Source organism: Sphingobacterium tabacisoli, assembly GCF_017908035.1.
GTDB classification, from domain to species: Bacteria; Bacteroidota; Bacteroidia; order Sphingobacteriales; family Sphingobacteriaceae; genus Sphingobacterium; species Sphingobacterium tabacisoli.
This window is the reverse complement of sequence record NZ_JAEQMU010000001.1, coordinates 2,212,041-2,233,107: the sequence shown is the minus strand read 5'-3', so window position 1 is coordinate 2,233,107 and position 21,067 is coordinate 2,212,041. Positions and strand designations below refer to the sequence as shown.

General features: G+C 39.3%; 14 protein-coding genes and 1 tRNA gene. 13 read left to right on the top strand and 2 right to left on the bottom strand.

Annotation, left to right across the window (positions count from 1 at the left end; translation table 11 throughout):
* The first annotated feature begins 36 nt into the window (after positions 1–36).
* A tRNA-Leu gene (locus JKG64_RS09440) sits at positions 37–120 on the top strand.
* Positions 121–174: 54 nt separating this feature from the next.
* Here JKG64_RS09440 and JKG64_RS09435 read toward each other — a convergent pair.
* Together JKG64_RS09435 and JKG64_RS09430 are read right to left on the bottom strand one after the other, a co-directional pair.
* Positions 175–969 carry a (Fe-S)-binding protein gene (locus tag JKG64_RS09435; RefSeq protein ID WP_210354033.1) on the bottom strand — a complete coding sequence of 265 codons (795 nt, stop codon included), beginning with the start codon at positions 967–969 and terminating at the stop codon, positions 175–177.
* 12 nt (positions 970–981) lie between these two features.
* Positions 982–2,274, bottom strand: coding sequence for a (Fe-S)-binding protein (locus tag JKG64_RS09430; RefSeq protein WP_210354032.1), 1,293 nt, complete (start codon positions 2,272–2,274; stop codon positions 982–984).
* Positions 2,275–2,597: 323 nt separating this feature from the next.
* Between JKG64_RS09430 and JKG64_RS09425 the strand changes: the two genes are divergently transcribed.
* The 12 genes from JKG64_RS09425 to JKG64_RS09370 all read left to right on the top strand — a co-directional run bounded on the left by JKG64_RS09425 (position 2,598) and on the right by JKG64_RS09370 (position 21,008).
* Positions 2,598–5,708, top strand: a complete 3,111-nt coding sequence (locus JKG64_RS09425; protein ID WP_210354031.1) for a SusC/RagA family TonB-linked outer membrane protein — start codon at positions 2,598–2,600, stop codon at positions 5,706–5,708.
* A gap of 18 nt (positions 5,709–5,726) precedes the next feature.
* Entirely contained in the window at positions 5,727–7,244 is a 1,518-nt protein-coding gene (locus tag JKG64_RS09420; RefSeq protein WP_210354030.1) for a RagB/SusD family nutrient uptake outer membrane protein, read from the top strand.
* Positions 7,245–7,382: 138 nt separating this feature from the next.
* Complete coding sequence (locus JKG64_RS09415; protein ID WP_210354029.1) at positions 7,383–8,141, top strand: 6-phosphogluconolactonase; 759 nt, start codon at positions 7,383–7,385, stop codon at positions 8,139–8,141.
* 37 nt (positions 8,142–8,178) lie between these two features.
* Positions 8,179–9,237 carry a substrate-binding domain-containing protein gene (locus JKG64_RS09410; protein WP_210354028.1) on the top strand — a complete coding sequence of 353 codons (1,059 nt, stop codon included), beginning with the start codon at positions 8,179–8,181 and terminating at the stop codon, positions 9,235–9,237.
* Between the two features lie 84 nt (positions 9,238–9,321).
* Positions 9,322–10,317 carry a Gfo/Idh/MocA family protein gene (locus tag JKG64_RS09405; RefSeq protein WP_210354027.1) on the top strand — a complete coding sequence of 332 codons (996 nt, stop codon included), beginning with the start codon at positions 9,322–9,324 and terminating at the stop codon, positions 10,315–10,317.
* An 11-nt stretch (positions 10,318–10,328) separates the two neighbouring features.
* Positions 10,329–11,678, top strand: coding sequence for a Gfo/Idh/MocA family protein (locus tag JKG64_RS09400; protein WP_210354026.1), 1,350 nt, complete (start codon positions 10,329–10,331; stop codon positions 11,676–11,678).
* A gap of 6 nt (positions 11,679–11,684) precedes the next feature.
* Complete coding sequence (locus JKG64_RS09395; RefSeq protein ID WP_210354025.1) at positions 11,685–12,998, top strand: sugar MFS transporter; 1,314 nt, start codon at positions 11,685–11,687, stop codon at positions 12,996–12,998.
* A 1-nt stretch (position 12,999) separates the two neighbouring features.
* A complete protein-coding gene (locus tag JKG64_RS09390; protein WP_210354024.1) occupies positions 13,000–14,376 on the top strand; it encodes a putative oxidoreductase C-terminal domain-containing protein in 1,377 nt (458 codons plus the stop codon).
* A gap of 37 nt (positions 14,377–14,413) precedes the next feature.
* Positions 14,414–15,496: a dienelactone hydrolase family protein gene (locus JKG64_RS09385; RefSeq protein WP_210354023.1), complete on the top strand. Its 1,083-nt coding sequence runs from the start codon at positions 14,414–14,416 to the stop codon at positions 15,494–15,496.
* Between the two features lie 100 nt (positions 15,497–15,596).
* Positions 15,597–16,157 carry an RNA polymerase sigma factor gene (locus JKG64_RS09380; RefSeq protein ID WP_210354022.1) on the top strand — a complete coding sequence of 187 codons (561 nt, stop codon included), beginning with the start codon at positions 15,597–15,599 and terminating at the stop codon, positions 16,155–16,157.
* Between the two features lie 82 nt (positions 16,158–16,239).
* Complete coding sequence (locus tag JKG64_RS09375; protein ID WP_210354021.1) at positions 16,240–17,385, top strand: FecR family protein; 1,146 nt, start codon at positions 16,240–16,242, stop codon at positions 17,383–17,385.
* Positions 17,386–17,564: 179 nt separating this feature from the next.
* Positions 17,565–21,008 (top strand): TonB-dependent receptor, encoded by a 3,444-nt coding sequence (locus JKG64_RS09370; protein WP_210354020.1) that lies wholly within the window; start codon positions 17,565–17,567, stop codon positions 21,006–21,008.
* Positions 21,009–21,067 lie beyond the last annotated feature (59 nt).

Here is a 21,067-nt window from a genome sequence, read left to right as displayed (position 1 = left end):
GACTTTAAAAAAAAGCTATATTTTTGTCAGAGTAATACCCAGGTGGCGAAATTGGTAGACGCACCATCTTGAGGGGGTGGCGCTTGCAAGGGCGTGGCAGTTCGAATCTGCTTCTGGGTACAAAAAAGGCGATCATCTTCTGATGATCTCCTTTTTTGTAGTTTTAATTTTTGTTTAAAGATTATTGGCCTTTACGGTGATTTCGGCGATATCGAGTACTTGTATTTCTTCTTCTTTTTCTTTGATTTTGACACCGTCCTGTAGCATAGTCATACAGAAAGGGCACCCTGCTGCCACAATAGATGCCTTTGTTTCTATCACATCCTCTATACGTTCTATATTAATATCTTTGTTGCCCGCTTCAGGCTCTTTGAACATCTGTGCGCCTCCTGCTCCACAGCATAGTCCATTGCTGCGACAGCGTTTGAGTTCTACTAGGTCCGCATCTAATACCTCTAGAGCTTTCCGTGGGGCCTCATAAACTTCATTGGCGCGTCCGAGGTAGCAAGGGTCGTGATAGGTAATACGTTTTCCTTTGAAAGCGTGTCCATCTGCTGGTTTTAATTTTCCTTGCTCGATAAGTGACTGAATCAACTGTGTGTGGTGGATTACTTCATAGTTTCCACCTAGTTCCGGATATTCATTCTTTAAGGTATTAAAACAATGGGGGCAGGCGGTTACTATTTTCTTTATTTCGTAGCCATCAAGTACCTGTATGTTCATCATAGCCTGCATCTGGAATAGGAACTCGTTGCCTGCTCGTTTGGCAGGATCACCGGTACAACTTTCTTCTGTACCTAGAATTGCATATTTTATACCTACATGTTGAAGTATTTTACAGATATCTCTTGTAATACGTTGCGCTCTTTCGTCAAATGAGCCAGCGCAGCCTACCCAAAATAATATATCTGGAGATTCGCCTTTAGCAACTAGTTCGGCGACTGTGGGGACTTGTATTTGATTTTCCATGTTTAAGAATCTTTATTGATTGGCCCAGTTGGCACGATCTGCTTGAGCATATTTCCAGGGAGCTCCATTGTTTTCCATATTTCCCAGCATCCCATTGATGCTTGTGGGAGCCTTGGATTCTTCCATTACCGCGTATTGCCTTAAGCCCATAATAATTTCTAAAGGATTGATGTTTACAGGACATTGCTCTACACAGGCATTACAGCTTGTACATGCCCATATTTCTTCTCTACTGATATAACCGTCCAGTAAGGATTTCCCGTCATCTATAAAGGACTTATTAGCGTCGATATTCTTACCTATTTCCTCTATTCGGTCTCTCGTATCCATCATTATCTTACGAGGAGATAGCAATTTTCCAGTGATATTAGCTGGACAGGAGGAGGTACAGCGGCCACACTCTGTACAGGTATAGGCATCTAGAAGATTTTTCCAAGTTAGGTCTGTAGCGTCTTTTACGCCAAATCTTGAGACTTCTCCACTAGGAGGGGGAAGACTGGGATCGAGCATGGCTTTTACTTCTGCAGTGACGGCAGGCATATTATCAAACTTACCCTTTGGTTCCAATTTTGTAAAGTACGTGTTAGGGAACGCAAGGATGATATGCAAGTGTTTGGATAAAGGAAGGTAGTTGAGAAAGGCCAATACCCCCACAATATGAAACCACCAGCAAAAACGTTCTATAAGTATTAAGCTATCGAATGTACTTGGCAGCAACGCCAGTAAAGAAGTACTAATAGGGAATGCTCCGGCTGTCGTATAGTGTGGATGTCCTAATATCTGTAACTTTTGATCCGCTGCATTCATAATCAAAAACGCGGCCATGAGTAAAATCTCGGTAATCAGAATAATGTTGGCGTCAGTTTTAGGCCAATTGTTTAACTCTGATTGATTTAATCTTTTTAGCTTAAGGATATTCCGTCGGATAAAGAAAATTACGCAGGACGACAGAACGAGCAGAGCAAGTATTTCGAAGCTGTATATTAAAAAATTATAAAATCCCCCCATAAAAGAGAGTACACGGTGGGTGCCAAATATGCCATCAATGACGATTTCTAGCATTTCGATGTTGATGATACAGAACCCTACATATACACAAAGGTGAAGCAGTGCCGGTATAGGACGTTTGAACATCTTCTTCTGTCCAAACGCTACCAGTAACATTATTTTTAAACGTTCAGAAGGATTGTCAAAACGGTTGAGTGTCTTGCCAAGTCTGATGTTTCTGTAAATCTTTCCTGCATTCTTATAAAAAAAGAATCCTGCAGCGAGAAATAGGAATGTAAATATAAATTGACCAATCATAGTTGTATAATCAGGTTCAGAACAAATATAATTAAATATATGTGATATTATGCGTGCATAATATGCATTTAGAAGCATTAAAAATTAGCCCAGTAAAGGTCGTAGACAAAGCTTAAAGCCCTTTATCTTTTTTTTTAAAATATTTTATTCTTTGTTTTAGATAAAAATACTATATTCGTTTACGTACACGATTATATTTTAACGCTTTATAACCAATAGTCAGCTTAAAAACTTTAAAATTATGGTATGTAGGAGTAGAAGTACTTTTATTTGCCTTTGATACAGTAACCAGTTTAAATAATTAGAACTATAAATTTAGTATTATGAGATCAAAAGTATGCATGCTCTGTGTCTTTTTGGGATCACCATTTTTAAATCATTCTTCGGTCTATGCCACTGATGCTGGATTTAAAGTTAGTTTGGTGATGTCTCAAGAGAAACTTTCCGGTAAGGTTGTTGATAATGAAGGGAATGTCCTTAGGGGAGTTAGTGTTAAAGTCAAAAACACGACACAATCTGTGGGAACCAACGCTGATGGTTTTTTTGAACTTTCAGGACAACTTGTTGGAAAGACTCTTGTTTTTTCAAGTGTCGGGTACGTACCAAAAGAAGTTTTGGTAGCTAATTTGAACAATTTGACTATTGTTCTTGAACTTGATGAAAGTAATCTGGAAGAGGTGGTTGTTGTAGGTTATGGTACCCAGAAGAGAAAGGAACTAACAGGATCAATCTCTTCTGTTAAGTCAGCGGATTTAGACAAGGTGGCAAGTAACTCTTTTACAGGGGCTATACAGGGAAAGGTTCCGGGGGTCACTATAACGAACACTAGTGGTGCACCAGGAGGAGCTAGTTCTGTAAGGATTCGGGGAGTTGGAACTACAGGAGGAAATCAGCCACTTTACGTTATAGACGGGTTCCCGGTTGGGGGCAGTAATATGTCTATCAGCGGGAGTTCGGATCAAGTTGATGGAATGTCAATTGTGAATCCCAATGATATAGAGTCTATAGAGGTCCTGAAAGACGCAGCCGCGGCATCTATTTATGGAGCGCGTGCCGCGAATGGGGTTATTTTGATTACCACCAAACGTGGAAAGGACGGTTTGAGTTCAGCTGACCTCAGTACCTATACGGGCTTTCAGGAACTTTGGAAGAAACCTAAGTTTCTTAATGCAGAACAGTTTGCAACCTTAGCCAACGAGTTGTTTAAAAACTCGAATATGACTCCCAATCCCGAATGGGCAAATCCTTCCGCATTAGGAGTAGGTACGAACTGGATTGATGAGGTCTTTCGTACAGCTCCTGTGTATAATGTGGATTTGTCAGTGATGGGCGGAAATCAGAAAGTTAAGAATGCACTGTCAGTAGGTTACCGTGATCAAACTGGTACGCTGATAGAGACGTGGAACAAACGTTATACAGGGCGTGCCAATGTTGATATTCAGGCCAATGAACGGTTGAAGTTTGGCGGTAGTCTGGCCTTTGCTTATACGAATGGAAAAGGACTACAGAATGAAGATTTCAGACTTGGTATCTTTAACCTGGCTCAACAGTTTTACCCAACTTTGGGATTGGAAGATGTTGTCGATGGTTCCTCTGCTTATTATTCTACACAAGGTGACAATCCTTATCTACGTGCTAAGACCGGGGAAAAAAGGCTTCGTAACATGCGGTTATATGGGAATGCATTTGGCGAATTTATTATTGTTCCCGGATTGACATTTAAGTCGAGTATTGGATTAGATTACGTCGCTAACCGTACAAGTAGTTGGGAACCTAAAGTTAAACGGGGATTTTACAGTAATCCTCTTGCAACATTGACGGAAACCCAGACTCAGGGGTTGAATTGGTTAATAGAGAATACCCTAAACTATAGCAAGCAATTTGATAAACATAATGTGTCTGCGGTTGTTGGTCAGACTGCTCAGCGTAATGCAAATGACTGGATTTCTATTACAGCTAGAGATTTTCAAAATGAGACAATCCGTGTAGTCAATACCAGCTCTGATGCGAATCGGAGAGGAACAGGGACGGGATCCGTATATACGCTGGCTTCTTATTTGGGACGTATTAATTACTCATATGCTAATAAATATTTGTTTTCAGCTAGTATCCGCCGTGATGGTTCGTCTAATTTTGGACCTTCTTATAAATGGGGGAACTTTCCTTCAGTATCTGCAGGCTGGAATATTTCGGATGAAGAATTTTTCAACCAGACTGGACCTGTGAATAGTTTGAAATTACGTGCTAGCTGGGGGCAGTTAGGTAATGATGCCATTGGTGCATTCGGTTATTCGAGTACATTCGGCTTGGGTAGGGTAATTGACAATTATATCTTGGGGGCTGAACAGAGTCTGGTTACAGGTGCGAGTATGATTCGCCCAGGAAATATGGATTTGAAGTGGGAGACGAGTGAACAGCTGAATTTCGGAGTAGATGCTACATTTTTGAATAATAAAGGTTATCTGACTGCAGAGTATTACATCAAGGATACGCGGGATATGTTGGTGAGCCTACCAGTCTCGTTAGAAGCGGGTTTCGAGATAGCTCCTTCTGTAAATGGCGGTAAGATCCGTAATTCAGGATTTGAGCTATTGGTCGGATATGCTGGAGGGAGTGCTTTTAAATATGATGTGAGTGTAAACTTGTCAACTTTGAAAAATGAAGTATTGTCTATGGGGGCTGGGAATCCAATATCTGGGCCTTTGGTTGGCTTCACCAGTATGAACAGTTCTTATACGCAGGTCGGTCGGCCTATAGGATATTTTAGAGGTTATATCGTGGATGGCATCTATCAAAATGATGCGGAGGTAGATAAAGTATTTCAACCTAATGCTTCGGCAGGAGATTTTAAATATCGGGATATCAACGGAGACCGGGCGCTCACAGATGACGACCGTGTAATGCTGGGAAATCCATGGCCTAAATTGACTTATGGTATGAATATGGATTTTTCATATAAAGGTTTTGACCTGAACCTACTTGTTCAGGGAGTTTCAGGAAATGATATTTTCCATGTCAACAAGTTCTCGACCTATCCCATCAAGTACTTTGGCGGCAGTGGGGTAATTAATGCCTCTGCAGATGTGCTGGAGCGTTGGACACCAGAAACGGGAGGGAATAGCGTACCGATTTTAAAATACACCGACTTGAATGGTAACTATGCTAATCTGTCTTCGTTCTATATCGAGAACGGTGCTTATCTACGGTTACGTAATATGACATTGGGCTATACTTTACCTTCTACACTATTTGAAAATAGTAAAATGATCAAGCGTATACGTGTTTATAGTTCTATTCAAAATGCATTTACAATTACGAAGTATAGTGGTTTTGATCCAGAGATAGGGGCTACAAATCCATTAGCTTCGGGAGTAGACGATGGCGTTTATCCAGTGCCTAGAACCTATATGTTTGGGTTAAAAGTTGGTTTTTAATTAGTTGAATATAATAATATGAAACAAGTGAAAAATATAGTGCTGTTTGCTTTGTTGAGTACGGCGACAGCGTGTAGTGATAGTTTTTTGTCACTATCACCTACAGATACTTTGGTAGAGGATAAGTTCTTTGTTAATATTTCGGATGCAGAAGCCGCATTGGTGGGGGTGTATGGGACATTACAGAAAGAAGAGGCTTTTTCAAATGTTAGGGACGCGGCTGACATAGAATGGGCAATATCAGGTGATATGTATGAAATGGACCGAAGTGCTAATCGTATTGAATTACATTCGTTAGTATTTCCTTCTACTAATACTATCTTAAAAGATATGTATACCGCGGCGTATATTGGGATAGGTCGAGCTAATATGGTTATAGCAAAAGTATCGGCAATGCATGATGTGGATGAAAAATCCCAAAAGCAAATAATTGCACAAGCTAAGTTTATCCGTGCATTGTTCTATTATCGTCTGGTTACCTATTTTGGTGGTGTCCCGTTGATAGAGACACCTTTAGATGCAAATTCAAATCTTCAGATACCTAGGGCTAAGGCAACGGAGGTCTGGGCATTTATTGAAAAAGATCTTCAGGATGCTAAAGTCGATTTGCCAATTAGATGGGATGCCAAGAATGTCGGGAAAGTGACATCTGGTGCGTGTCGAGCGTTACTTGGAAAGGCTTTTCTATGGCAAAAAAAATATCCTGATGTTATTACTGTTACTGGGGAATTGTTTGATGAAAAACGTTATAAACTATTGGACGACTATCGTTCGATTTTTATGGAGAGCAATGAAAATAATGATGAAATATTATTTTCTACCCAATTTAAAGAAAGTGTAGATGCTGAAGGGAATAATCTAGTCAAGCGTACTGCGCCTCGTGGTGCGCCGGCTGAATTTACAGGAGGGCAAGCTTGGAGTAATTTTGTTCCTCAGCAACACTGGGTCGGTGCCCATGAAAAAGATGGAAACGGGCGTATAAAAGACAAGCGTTATTGGGCATCCATTATAGGCCCTGGAGAGAAGCATCAAGATATGCCAGCTTTTGTGATGCCTACTAATGTACCAGCAGGTTGGTCGCATTCGGGATTTATTATGACCAAATATTGGCAGAAGCCGACTTTAGTCAACTCCGGGGTGAATGCGCCAATAATCCGTTTTGCTGAAGTCCTTCTTAACTATGCAGAAGCACTAAATGAACAAAATCGAGGAGATGACGCTATTCAAGAAGTCAATAGAATACGTACAAGAGCAGGATTGGATGATTTGCCAACTGGTCTAGCCAAGGATAAAGTATTGGATGCTATTTTCAAAGAACGCCGTATGGAATTTATTTGGGAACCTACAGGAGGCTTTTCTGACTTGAATAGGAGTGGACGTTTTCTCGAGTTTATTGCTGCGGAAAGACCTAATTATAGTGAATTGAATGTCACACAAAAGCCTTGGTTAAATACTAAACCTATTGTATTTCCTATACCTAGGGATGCGTGGGATAGAAACAAAGCATTAGAGCAGAATGAACATTATAGTTTTTAAAAACTAAGTTGAAGAATTCTCCTATATGTTCTTTGGGAACTACGGGAGAATTCTTCATTCTTGTAGTTGGACTACAGGAATAAAATATATTGAGGGGCATAGTAAAGGAAGAATCGTAGACCAATTAAATTAATAATTATGAAAAAAAAGGTAGATAATTTGGATGTCAATGTTTATCTGACACGCGAACTAATGGGAGATGCTGTTGCAAAAGATGTGAAAATAGCTATTGATCAATTGTTAGAGACTAAAGATACAGTGAATGTTATTTTCGCGGCGGCTCCTTCTCAAAGAGATTTGTATAAAAGTCTGTTGGCGCAGGATATTCCTTGGGAGAAAGTCAACGCTATGCATATGGATGAATATGTTGGTATCCGTGTGGATGAATCACAAAGTTTTCGTAACTATTTAAAGACGAATCTTTTTGATTTTATTCCGTTAAGATCCATTGCATATATACAAGGTGAATGTGAGGATGTAGCTGATGAGTGTAAAAGATATACTTCTATTCTAGAAAGTAATGCTCCGGATATTGTCTGTATGGGGATTGGAGAGAATACGCATATCGCTTTTAATGATCCTCCGTTGGCAAAGTTTGACGATATAGAGATGGTGAAAGTAGTGGCGTTAGATTTGATCTGTAGGCAACAGCAGGTAAATGATGGTTGCTTTTCAATTCTTGAGAAAGTGCCTACGCATGCTTTGACATTGACGATACCGGTACTACTATCTGCAGAATACATTTTTTGTGTGGTACCAGGCAAAACCAAGGATCAAGCTGTGTACCAGACTCTCTATGAGAAGATTGACGAGTTGTATCCTTCAACAATTTTGAGAAATCATCCACAAGCAAAGTTGTATTTGGATACAGAAAGTAGTAGACTTTTGGAAAGTTAGAAAAAAATTCTTTATTTGAAGCTCAATTGGTACTGATATGCAAAAGAATAATGAATTGTCTGGAGTAAAGGAGATTGCACGAAGAGCAAATGTTTCTATTGCAACAGTGGATCGGGTCATCCATAACCGCACGGGCGTCTCAGCGAAGACAAAAGAAAAAATAGAGGCTATTATAAAGGAGATGGATTATAAACCTAACCTTTTGGCGAGAAGCCTAGCTTCCCGAAAAGTTTTTCGTTTTGCTGTACTGATTCCACGTGAATCGGCAGAGACCGAATATTGGAAAGCCCCCCTTGAAGGTATCAATAAGGCTTGGGCAGAGATTCGGATGTATGGTGTTGAAGTCGTTTTTTTTCATTATGAACTAAATGATAGACAGACCTTTAATAATGAGGCTAATAAAATCCTTAAAGATAGCTTTCACGGAATTCTTTTAGCTCCCTCGTTTATTAGTGAAGCATTAGAGTTTTTTTACAAGTGCGAGGCGAAAAAGATAAAATGTGTATTTATTAATTCGGATATATCCAATGTCAGTCCGCTAAGTTATATTGGGCCAGATTTGTTTCAGTCGGGTAAACTAGCGGGGAATCTTTCAAAATATCTTATTCCTGATGGTGGAAATATTCTTATTTTCAATGTGTCTCGGGAATTGGGGGCAGAGCATCACTTATTGAAGAAAGCGACCGGCTTCAAGAGTTATTTTGAGGAGAATAATTCAAGTTCTACGGTTAATATGCTGACGGTTCATAGAACCGATTATGATTCAGTCATGGCAGAGCTTGCGGCTTATTTAAAAGATAGTACTGTAGACCTCTTGTTTGTCACAAATTCACGTGTTTCTACTGTAGCTAAATATTTTGAAACTAACAATATTACAAATATCAAACTTATTGGCTACGATTATTTGACTCGTAATATTGAGTATTTAGAGAAGGGAATTATCGATTTTCTAATTTGTCAAAAACCTATAGAGCAGGGATATAAGGGATTGTTGACGTTGTATGATTATTTTGTTGAGAGTGAGAAAATAGATAAGGTACAATTGATGCCGATTGATATCCTTACAAAAGAGAATTATAAGTACTATAAGAATTAAGTAGAGCGTAAATTTATTTACGAATATATTTTCGGGTACGTACACTATTTACTATCTTTATAACATAACATAATAAACCGCATTATGAAAAATCTAAGTAGAAGAGACTTTGTCAGCATGGGCTCCTTGGCTTTGGGTGCTGTAATGATGAATCCAGCCTCTGCCTCCCCTATCTTTCAGAGTAAGGGTAAACGTATTGGTATTATCGGTCTAGATACATCTCATGCCGTGGCCTTTACAAAATCATTACACGATAATCCTGAGAAATTTCGTGATTATAGAGTAGTGGCCGCTTATCCCTATGGCACGAAGACGATACCCTCAGCTACGGATCGTATTCCCAAATATGTTGCAGATATTGAAAAGTTAGACGTAAAGATTGTCGATTCCATCCAAGCTTTGTTGAAACAGGTTGATTATGTGTTGCTGGAAACCAATGATGGTCGGTTGCATCTAGACCAATCCCGCGAAGTTTTTAAGGCAAAAAAGCCAGTTTTTATCGATAAACCGATAGCGGCATCTTATAAGGATGCAAAGGAAATCATGCGTTTGTCAACCGAGTATAGAGTGCCTTTCTTCTCTTCTTCTTCATTGCGATACATTACTGGTATGAAAGATATCTTGGATGGGAAGTATGGTAAGGTTTTAGGAGCAGATGTTTATTCCCCCGCGACTATTGAGCCTAGCCATCCTGATTTCTTTTGGTATGGAATACATGCGGTAGAAATGTTGATTACAGCAATGGGGGTAGGATGTAAGTCCCTTAATCGGACGCATACTGACGGAACGGATATTATTGTTGGAGTTTGGGAAGACGGTCGAGTGGGAACAGTAAGAGGAACTAGAACAGGAACATCTGCATTCGGTGGAACGATATATTGTGAGAAGGCAGCTGTCAAATTAGGCGATTTTGTGGGGTACGCACCACTATTGGACGAAATTGTCGAATTTTTTGAGTCAGGGAAGGTTCCTGTCGATGGACAACAAACGTTGGAAATATGTGCTTTTATTGAGGCCGCTGATTTAAGTAAAAATCGGCAGGGACAATTGGTCAATTTAACAGAAATAACCTTAAAGTAAAACCTATTATTATGGATAATAACTCAAGAAGAGATTTTTTAAAGAAAACATTGATAGCCTCTACTGCTGTGGGGCTAGGAGGCATACTTCCTGGATTTAGTGCCAAAAGCTACAATAGGATTGTTGGCGCTAATGAGAAAATGAGAGTTTCTGTTATGGGGGTGAATTCCCGCGGCGCAGCATTGGCACAGAATTTTGCTAGTCAGGCGCAGAGTGAGGTCATCCATATATGTGATGTTGATAGCCGTGCCATTGATAAATGTAAAGAAGGACTTGTCAAATTCCAGAAGGCGACGGTAAATGGATTTAAAGATTTTAGAAAATCTTTGGAAAGTAAAGATGTTGATATTTTTGTGGTCGCAGCACCGGACCATTGGCATGCTCCGGCAGCTATTCTGGCGTCACAAGCTGGTAAAAGTGTGTATTTGGAAAAGCCATGTAGCCATAATCCTAGAGAGGGAGAATTATTAATTGCCGCATCAAACAAGTATAAAAATGTCATCCAGATGGGGAATCAACGAAGATCATGGCCCAATGTGGTGAAAGGTATCGAAGAGGTTCACAATGGTACTATAGGTAAAGTGTTTTATGCTAAAACTTGGTATACGAATAATCGTCCTTCGATCGGGATTGGAAAAAAAACGGCCGTCCCTTCTTGGTTAGATTTTGATCTATGGCAAGGGCCTGCTCCTCGCGCAGCGTATCAGGACAATTTATTGCACTATAATTGGCATTGGTTCTGGAATTGGGGAACTGGAGAAGCGCTAAATAACGGTACACATATGGTCGATCTGGCGCGTTGGGGACTACAGGTTGATTATCCTACTCGTGTGAGCTCTAATGGTGGACGATATGCTTATCAGGACGATTGGGAAACACCAGATACACAAGTTATAAGTCTTGAGTTCGGTCCAGATAAAATGATCACATGGGAGGGGAGAAGCTGTAATGCAATGACTACTGAGGGCTCTAATGTCGGAGTTATGTTCTATGGTTCAAAAGGCTCATTGCAAATCGATGGGGCAAATTCTTATAAATTATTTGACATTCAGGGCAAGTTGGTTAAAGAAGTAAAAGATAGTGGCCCTATCAATACAGCAAGTCTTAGCAGTCCTTCTCAGCAATTGGATGCGTTGCATATGCAGAATATGTTTGCTGCCATAAAGAACAATGAAAATCTGAATTCGGATATCCTTAGTGGACATAAAAGTACTTTATTGGTGCAGCTGGGGAACATCGCACTTAGAACGGGTAAACAATTGGAAATAAATCCTCAAAATGGGCATATACTGAATGATAGCAATGCGATGAAAAATTTATGGTCGAGAGAGTATGCTAAAGGATGGGAGCCTAAAGTTTAAAGCAATATGGGAGTTAGTAACGTTAAAACTGCAGCTAGTCTGACGAAAAGGGAGACTATCGTATCTATAGGAATTATAGGTGTCCTGTTTTTTATGTTTGGTTTTGTCAGTTGGGTTAATGCCATACTGATACCTTACTTTAAAATAGCCTGCGAACTGACCAACTTTCAGTCTTATCTCGTCACATTTGCATTTTATATTTCCTATTTGGTCATTTCTATGCCTTCTTCTTATCTTCTTCGAAATAAGGGGTTTAAGAATGGTATTATGATTGGCTTTTTCATTATGGCATTTGGCGCATTTATGTTTATTCCTGCAGCCTTAACGCGTACTTATGAAGTGTTTTTAGTAGGCTTGTTTTCATTGGGCGCTGGGTTAGCAATTTTACAGACTGCTGCCAATCCTTATGTAACTATATTGGGGCCTAAAGAGCGCGCCGCACAACGGATCTCCATCATGGGGATATGTAATAAGGCCGCCGGGATTTTGGCTCCCTTAATCTTTGCTACAGTGGTGTTGCGTGCTACTGATTCCGATTTGTTCAAGAACCTTGAAATGATGGATGTGGCACAGCGCTCGCAAGAACTCGATGTTTTTATCAGACGAGTGATAGCGCCGTATACGGTTTTGGGCTTTATTCTGGTAGGCTTGGGATTCCTGGTCCGTTTTTCCCCATTGCCAGAGATTGATACCGAACATGAGGATGCAGATGTAGCGGCAGCCAATTCGTCAAAAAATAGTATCTTTCAGTTTCCACATCTGATCTTAGGTGCGCTTGCTATTTTCCTACATGTAGGTACGCAGATTATTTCAATAGACACTATTATAGGATATGCGGGGTCAATGGATATTGATCTCCTAGAGGCTAAGGTGTTTCCTTCCTACACCTTGTTCCTGACTATAGTGGGTTATCTCTGTGGGATCGTTCTGATCCCTAAAGTAATGAGTCAAGTTACTGCTCTGAGAGTATGCACGGTTTTAGGACTTCTACTTTCTTTGGGAATAGTCTATTTGAGTGGAGATGTTACACTATTAGGACATAAAGCAGATATCTCTATTTGGTTTATCGTTTTGTTGGGCTTCGCCAATTCGCTTGTTTGGGCAGGTATATGGCCATTAGCTTTGAGTGATCTTGGAAGGTTTACGAAACAAGGAGGTGCTTTGTTGATTATGGGGTTGTGTGGTAATGCAATCATGCCAATGATATATGGTCACTATGCTGATGTATTTGATCTGAAAACGGCCTATTGGGTATTGGTTCCGTGTTATCTGTATTTGATTTTTTATGCGGTCAAAGGCCATAAAATTCGTAAATGGTAAAATGAGATTAGATAGAAAAATTTATTTATGGAGTGCTCTGTGCCTATCGGGAACAGGCTGTGTCCAGAACCAGTCTTCCAATGGGGATCGGATTAATCTTGTCTTAGTACAACCAGAACATTTCCATGCCGCACTTGTGCAGAAATATAAAAACTCGGAAATAAATTCAGAGGTACATCTTTTTGCAGATACCGTCACCAGTGCAGAAGCTTATCAAAACCTTATACAGCAGTATAACTCAAGATCAGAAGATCCTACAGATTGGAAAGTCACCCCTTATTACGGGAAGGACTTTCTAGATAAGGCATTTAAGAGTAATGTTGGAAATGTTGTGGTATTGGCAGGTGATAATAAAGAGAAGATAGAGTTTATATCTCAATCGGTAAAGAATGGTAAAGATGTTTTTGCAGATAAACCATTGGTGATAAATATGGAAGGTTATAGTAGGCTTGCTGCATTTTTCAATACTTCTTCGTCTCAGGCTCCATTAATATTTGACATTATGACTGAGCGTTATGATGTGAAGAATATTATTGCCAAGACATTATTGAATGATATCGGATTTTCGGGTGGAATTGATAAAAATGGAGGCGAACATGCTGTTAAATTTAATAGTACCCATCATTTTATAAAGGAGGTTTCTGGGAAACCATTGATACGTCCAGCTATGTTTTACAATACATTACAGCAGGGAGAGGGATTGGTTGATGTAACTACTCACTATATTGATTTAGTCTACTGGATGCTTTCTTCGGAACAGACAATAGATCTAAATAAAGATTTAGTATTGGACAGTGCATTTAGATGGCACACAAAGGTGACTAAAAATGACTTTGAAAAATCCACAGGTATGAAACAGTACCCTAATATGTTAAGGCAGTCTCAAACAAACGAAGGAGATCTTGATGTATACAGTAATGGAAAAATGGCTTTTAATTTTAAAGGTGTTCCTGTCTCTATTGCTGTTCAATGGAATGTGGAATCTCTAGACAAAAGAGGTGATCAGTTTTCTGCGGTTTTTAATGCCAAAAGACTCCGTTTAGAGATAAAGCCAGACGAAGCTGGAGTAATATCTGTATTTATAATACCAAAAGAAGATAACGGAAAATTTGAGGCTGATTTGAGACAGGCGCTTCAGGGGCTAAAGGATTTACCAGGATTAGATATTATTAGGAACAAGGGAACTTATAAAGTTATTATACCTCAAAAACTATATTTAAGCCATGAGGATCATTTTGCTAAGGTATTGGAGCAATTTGTTGCTTATCGAAAAGGTAAGGCTTTACCCGAATGGGAAAAATCTTTTATGTTAGCTAAGTATTATTTAACGACCCAAGCTTTGGCGAAGGCGAAGACTATTGAATATGAAGAAAATTAGTTTTTTTATCCTCTCGTTTTTATTTTGCCAAATTTTATTGGGACAAAGAAATCCTTTGCACGATAAGATAAGCCCTTATTTTTATCCTCCGGATTCGTTACGTAATGATTTTGGTAATCTTCGTTCTCCACTTTTATTCAGTAATGGTAAACAAGTGAAATCTGCAAAAGAGTGGAAAGAACGTAAAGCAGAAATAAAGCGGGACTGGGAAGATTATTTGGGGGCCTGGCCCGACCTTTATACCGAACAACAATTTGAGTATATCGATACGGTGTATGAAGATACATATACGCAGTATAGTGTACGTTTTAAATGGACTCCAAATGAATGGACGAAGGGTTATTTGTTGGTTCCTAAGAATAAAGTAGGTAAGATGCCTGCGGTAGTCAGTGTATTTTACGATGCAGAAAGCTCTATAGGGATAGGAAGCAAAAGTAGGCCGTGGCGACCATGGCGGGATTTTGCAAAACAACTGGCAAATAGAGGGTTTGTCACTTTGGCTATTGGTACGAAGGAGGCTTCTGAACGCAATGAATTTTCACTTTATTATCCTTCTATTGATTCAGTGTCAGTTCAGCCGCTATCGATGCTTGCTTACGCAGCAAATAATGCCTATTATGTTCTCGCTAATTGTAAGAACGTAGATAAAAAACGAATCGGTATCGTGGGGCATTCTTTTGGTGGTAAATGGGCTATGTTTGGATCCTGTCTTACTGATAATTTTGCTGCTGCGGCTTGGTCTGATCCAGGAATAGTGATGCAAGAGGATAGGGAATCTATTAATTATTGGGAACCGTGGTATCTCGGTTTTCATCGTAAGCCTTGGCGTAAGAGAGGTTTGATTACCGATCAGAATCCAGCCTATGGAGTGTATAATCGGTTGAGAAAGGATGATAGAAACCTACACGAACTACATGCTTTGATGGCCCCAAGACCCTTTTTAGTTTCGGGAGGAGCGGAGGATCCAGTCACACAATGGAGAGCGTTGAATCATAGCGTTGAAGTGAATAAACTATTGGGACAAAAGGAAAGAGTAGCTATGACGAACAGAGCTACACATGCACTGACTGAAGATGCGACAGAAGTGATATATACATTTTTCGAATATTTTTTAAAATAGTAATGTTACGGTCATATGCTATGGATTGTATGTTTATCATAATAAATCTGGTATTGCAACATAATAAAGTTGTTTTTTAATCGGTTTCTAAAGCCTCTTTATGAAAGATCATGAAGATCAAGTTTTACTGATTCGCCTTTCTGAAGGAGATGAGAAAGCGTTCCTAATGCTGTATGACAGGCATTGGGAACGCTTATTTATTTATGCCGTCCATATAGTAAAAGATCACGATGAAGCTGAAGATGTGATTCAGGAGGTTTTTGCGAAGCTATGGAGGATTAAGGAGAGTTTGCTTGATGTTAAGAACCTAAGTGCGTATCTCATTACAATAACAAAAAATCAGGCGCTGAGAAGTATTTTAAACAGTAAGCGTATGAATGATGGGCTACATTCGTTAGTGGATTATATTGACGCTCATTATCCTTCTATAGAGAAAGAGTACGAAGCCAGGGAATTGGCAACATTAATTGATAAACATATTGACCGCCTGCCCGAAAAGATGAGAGAAATATTTGTGCTAAGTAGAGAGAATGGACTTTCTAATAAGGAAATTGCCGACTCTTTAAATATTTCAGAACATACTGTCAAGAAGCAGATTAATAACTCCCTAAAGCGGATCCGTTCTAGTATCCGTTATATCTTATTGATTTTTATTTCCTAGAAAAGTAATTCTATTTTTTTTCACTTTTATCTAATACCTCTTCTTCTTTTTAGGCTCTATATAAGAAAACCTAAAAATTAAAGTGACTATAGAAGAAGCAAAATCGTTATTGGAAAGATACGTGAAGGAACAATGTAGCGCTCAAGAAAAGCGTATCGTAGAGGCTTGGATTGATAAGCAAATTGATTCCCAGTCCTTCGTATGGTCGAGCGAAGAACAAGCTTTGCTCACCAAAGCTAGAATCAAGAAGCAATTGGAGAGGAAAATAGGCATCCCTGTCAAAAAAAATCGCTTGGTATTACTCAGGTGGGGTGGAGGTTTTGCCGCTGCAGTCCTGTTAGTTTTTTTTGCAATTTGGTCGATTCGTTCATATGAGCCTAAATACGGTCAACTAGAAGTAGCGGTAGGAATAAACAAAGTGGTCCAACCTGGTTTGTATTCAGCCACATTGACGATGGGAGATGGATCGGTTATTGATCTTGATGCATCGGATAGCGGCTTATTGCTAGACAACAGTGTAGTACAGGTCAATAAACTGAACGATGGACAACTTGTTTATAAACGTAGTAGTAACAGCTCGTTGACAAAAGTGGATACCAATGAAGTTGCTGTACCAATAGGAGGAAATTATAAAATAACACTGCCAGATGGCACCAAGGTCTGGTTAAATGCTGCATCCAAATTAAAATATCCAATCCTGTTTACAACTAATACACGTATGGTGCACTTGGAAGGAGAAGCTTACTTTGAGGTTTCCAAGAATATAAAACAACCTTTTATCGTTAAAGCGGGAGATACCGAAACTCTCGTTACTGGCACTAGTTTCAATTTATCTGCATATAAAGAAGACAGGCGTACCGTTACTACTCTAGTAGAAGGTGAGGTGCATGTGTCAAAAGGAAGTGAACGATTTAAATTATCACCAGGACAACAATCTATCAGTACCCCTGATACAAAGCTTACTAAACGCGAGGCGGATATTGATGCAGTCTTGGGGTGGAAAAGTGGATACTTTGTGTTTGATGATCAGGAAATAGAAACTGTATTTAGAGATATAGCGCGTTGGTATGACGTCGATATTTACGTCGATAGAAAGGAAATTGTTGGCAAGCGCATCGGGGGCGCATTTTCGAAGAAACGTGAGATTGAAGAGTTGCTGCATTACTTGGAGAAGCTTAAGGTGCTGTCATTTAAAAAAGAAGGAAGGAGGATAACCGTTATGATATAATCTAAATTATCTGTACGGCAATGCTTTTAAATGAGAAAACCAGAAGTGTTCGCACCACTTCTGGAATCCCTGCTCTGAATGTCATAGCAATGTCGGTTAAATGAAAGTCATCTATTTAATAATCTTTTTATAACCTAACTAATCAAATGTACCAAAAAAAGATGTTAAATCCGTGTGTCATGAAGTACTATGCACGGATGAAGTATTTCCTATTTATGATAAAAATTATTATCTCTATCGTGCTGTTTACAACTTGTAATTTAAGTGCTAGTATAGTTAACGGACAACAAATCCATTTGAATACAACTAATTTACCGTTAAAAGAGGTATTTAGGGAGATTCAGAAACAGGCAAATGTTGATGTTCTTTATATCTCCTCGGATTTGGTTGGATTGACTCCAGTAACTGTCAAATTTCAAAATAAGTCCCTAACAGAAGCGCTGGATTTGATATTAAAATCATCTCCCCTAGATTATGAGATTGATAGCAAAACTATCCTTATCACCAAGAAAAGTAAGAAAGGGATACTAAATCCAATTGAAAAGCAAACCATAGTCATTCGTGGTAAAGTGTCTGATGAACAGGGAAATCCTCTAGCGGGTACTATTATTCAGGTCAAAGGTCAAGACGCTAAGGTTGTGAGTGGAACAAATGGTAGTTACCTGATAAATGTGCCCAATGAAAGTTCCGTATTGGTCTTTTCTTTCATCGGTTTTAGGAGTCTTGAAGTAAATGTTGGTAAACAGAGATCAATCGATGTGAAAATGGCCATTGCAGAAAGAGACCTGGATCAGGTAGTCGTCATAGGTTATGGTAGCGTACAGAAGAAAGATCTGACAGGATCGGTTGGTACTGCAGATGTGTCTGATATGATAAAGGCTCCAGCAGGAAGATTTGATGAGGTAATGGCGGGTAGGGTAGCAGGGGTCAATGTCGCTTCATCGGATGGGCAACCGGGTGAAGCACGTAGTTTTACTATCCGGGGAGGGAATTCCTTGACGCAGTCTACTGCACCTTTATATGTTGTAGATGGCTTTCTTATGGAAGATTTTACAGCAGCAGCTATTAGCAATGAAGATATAGCATCTATCTCTGTGTTAAAAGATGCATCGGCTACGGCTATTTATGGTGCAAGAGGAGCGAATGGAGTAGTTGTCATCGAGACAAAAAAAGGAGTGGTGGGCAAGCCTGTAATCAATTATACAGGATCTTTAGGTATTCAGGAAGTGACGAAAAAAATAAAAATGATGGATCCTTATGAATTTGTCGCTTATCAAAAGGAATTTAATCCTACCCTAGCTGATGAATACTACCTACAGAAACAGGGGATGACTTTGGATGATTATAAAAATATAGAGGGAAATGATTGGCAAAATCAATTGTTTCGTAAGTCGCCCATAAAACAACATGATTTATCTATAAGAGGGGGAACTATCGATACAAGGTATTCTATTAGTGGGTCTTTGTACCAACAAGAAGGCATCATTATAAACTCTGGGTATGATAGGTATTCTGGTCGATTAAGTTTGGATCAGAAGATAACAAAAAAGCTTTCTATAGGAGGAACGGCAGCAATTTCTAGAACTAGTAGCTATGGGAGTCCCATGGCGCAAGGAAGCGGTGGGCAGAGTGCTAGTTCGGGGTACATTCTTGCGCAGACATGGGCCTTTACACCTGTATTGATCAAGAATGGTGAAGTGGATTGGACGGAGCAATTTGTAGACCCAACCGCACCAGCAGGCCATTTTCGGATTAATCCTATACAGAATACGAATGAGACACATTCTTTGCAACGGAATGAAGACGAAAATTTAAAGTTTTATGTTAATTATGAGATATTGAAAGGTTTAACATTAAACGTCAACACTTCCCATTCGAATAGAAATAGTGTTTTTGAGTTCCTTTACAACTCTAAGACACTCTATGGTACGCCGTTGAATCCTTCGAACAGTAGAGGTACATGGGGTGGAATTAGACATAGAAATATCAAGTCTTGGCTAAACGAAAATACACTTCGATACAATAAGAGAATAGCGAAGAAGCATCAACTAAATTCTTTAATAGGCTTTACAATACAGGAAGAGACTTCAGATAGCTATAGATTGGAGGCAGAAAATATACCGAATGAACAACTGGGGATAACAGCGTTAGGTTCAGGAAAAGCTTACCGTAACGAGACTACTGCAGGTGGATATCGTATGCTTTCCTTGTTGGGTAGAGCTGACTATAGCTACAATCAGCGGTATTTAGCCACGTTTACACTGCGTGCGGATGGATCTTCGAAATTTCCTAAGAATAATAAATGGGGATATTTCCCTTCTTTAGGAGTTGCTTGGAAAGTATCGGAAGAGAATTTTCTAAAGAAAAATAAAATAATATCGAATTTGAAGTTGAGAGGTAGTTATGGATTGACTGGTAATAATAGAATTGGTGATTTTGAATACTTTGGTTCTGTAAGCACAGGTGAACACTTTGCGTATTCTTATCAAAATGGAATGTCAACTCCTGGTTCCATGATAGCAAAAATGAACAATTCGGGGTTGAAATGGGAAAGTACCAAACAGTTTGACCTTGGCTTGGATCTTGGCCTTTGGGGCGACCGATTCAGTGTTGAAGCAGATGTCTACCGGAAAGATACTTATGATCTCCTTCTTGATGCTCCACTTCCTTTACATGTCGGCTTCACCTCCAATATGCAGAATATTGGTGAAATCAGAAATCAAGGGCTAGAGTTAACAATAAATGTTAAACCTGTCATCACCAAGCTTTTTACCTGGGAGTCTTCTTTTAATATTGCATTTAATTCGAATGAGATTAGAAAGTTCGTTTTAGGACGTAACGAGATGACATCAGCTGTGACATGGGATTATAATGCTACTAATCCTTTATATCTTGCTAGAGTCGGTGGGCCTGCAGCATTGTTCTATGGTTATATCCATGAAGGTAATTATCAATATGAAGATTTTTATGAAATCAGCCCAGGTAACTTACGTCTTTTAGAGACACTACCTACAAACGGAAATAATAGAAATCTGATACAACCTGGAGATATAAAATATAGAGATATAAATGGAGACGGTTTTATCAATTCCGCAGATATGACCGTTATTGGTAATCCGCTACCCAAGCACTTTGGGGGACTTAGTAACAAATTTTCGTATAAAAACTTTAGTTTAAGTGTTTTTCTGCAGTGGTCTTATGGAAATGATGTGTTTAATGCCAATCGGATGTCATTTGAAGGAAATGCTTTTGGAAGGCCAAATACCAACCAATTCAAGACTGCGGCAAATCGATGGACGGTGGATAACCAGACGAACGATATTCCGAGAGCAGGAGGGCATGGGCCTATCGGCTCTTATGACTCTAGAGTTATTGAAGATGCTTCTTTCATACGCTTGAATAATGTCTATTTAGAATATAGGATGCCTAAAAACTTAATTTCTAAAATCCGTCTCTCTGAACTCTCATTTAATTTGTCAGGTCAGAATTTGGTCACTTGGACAGGATATAAAGGAATAAATCCAGAGGTTTCAACAAGACATAGTGCGTTGACCCCAGGGTTCGATTATGCCGCTTATCCGAGAGCTAGAACTATAACTTTTGGGTTAAGAGCTAACTATTAAAAGAAAAATAATGAATCAGGTGAAATGCCTGTACAAAGGATGCGAAGGTATGATTGTCG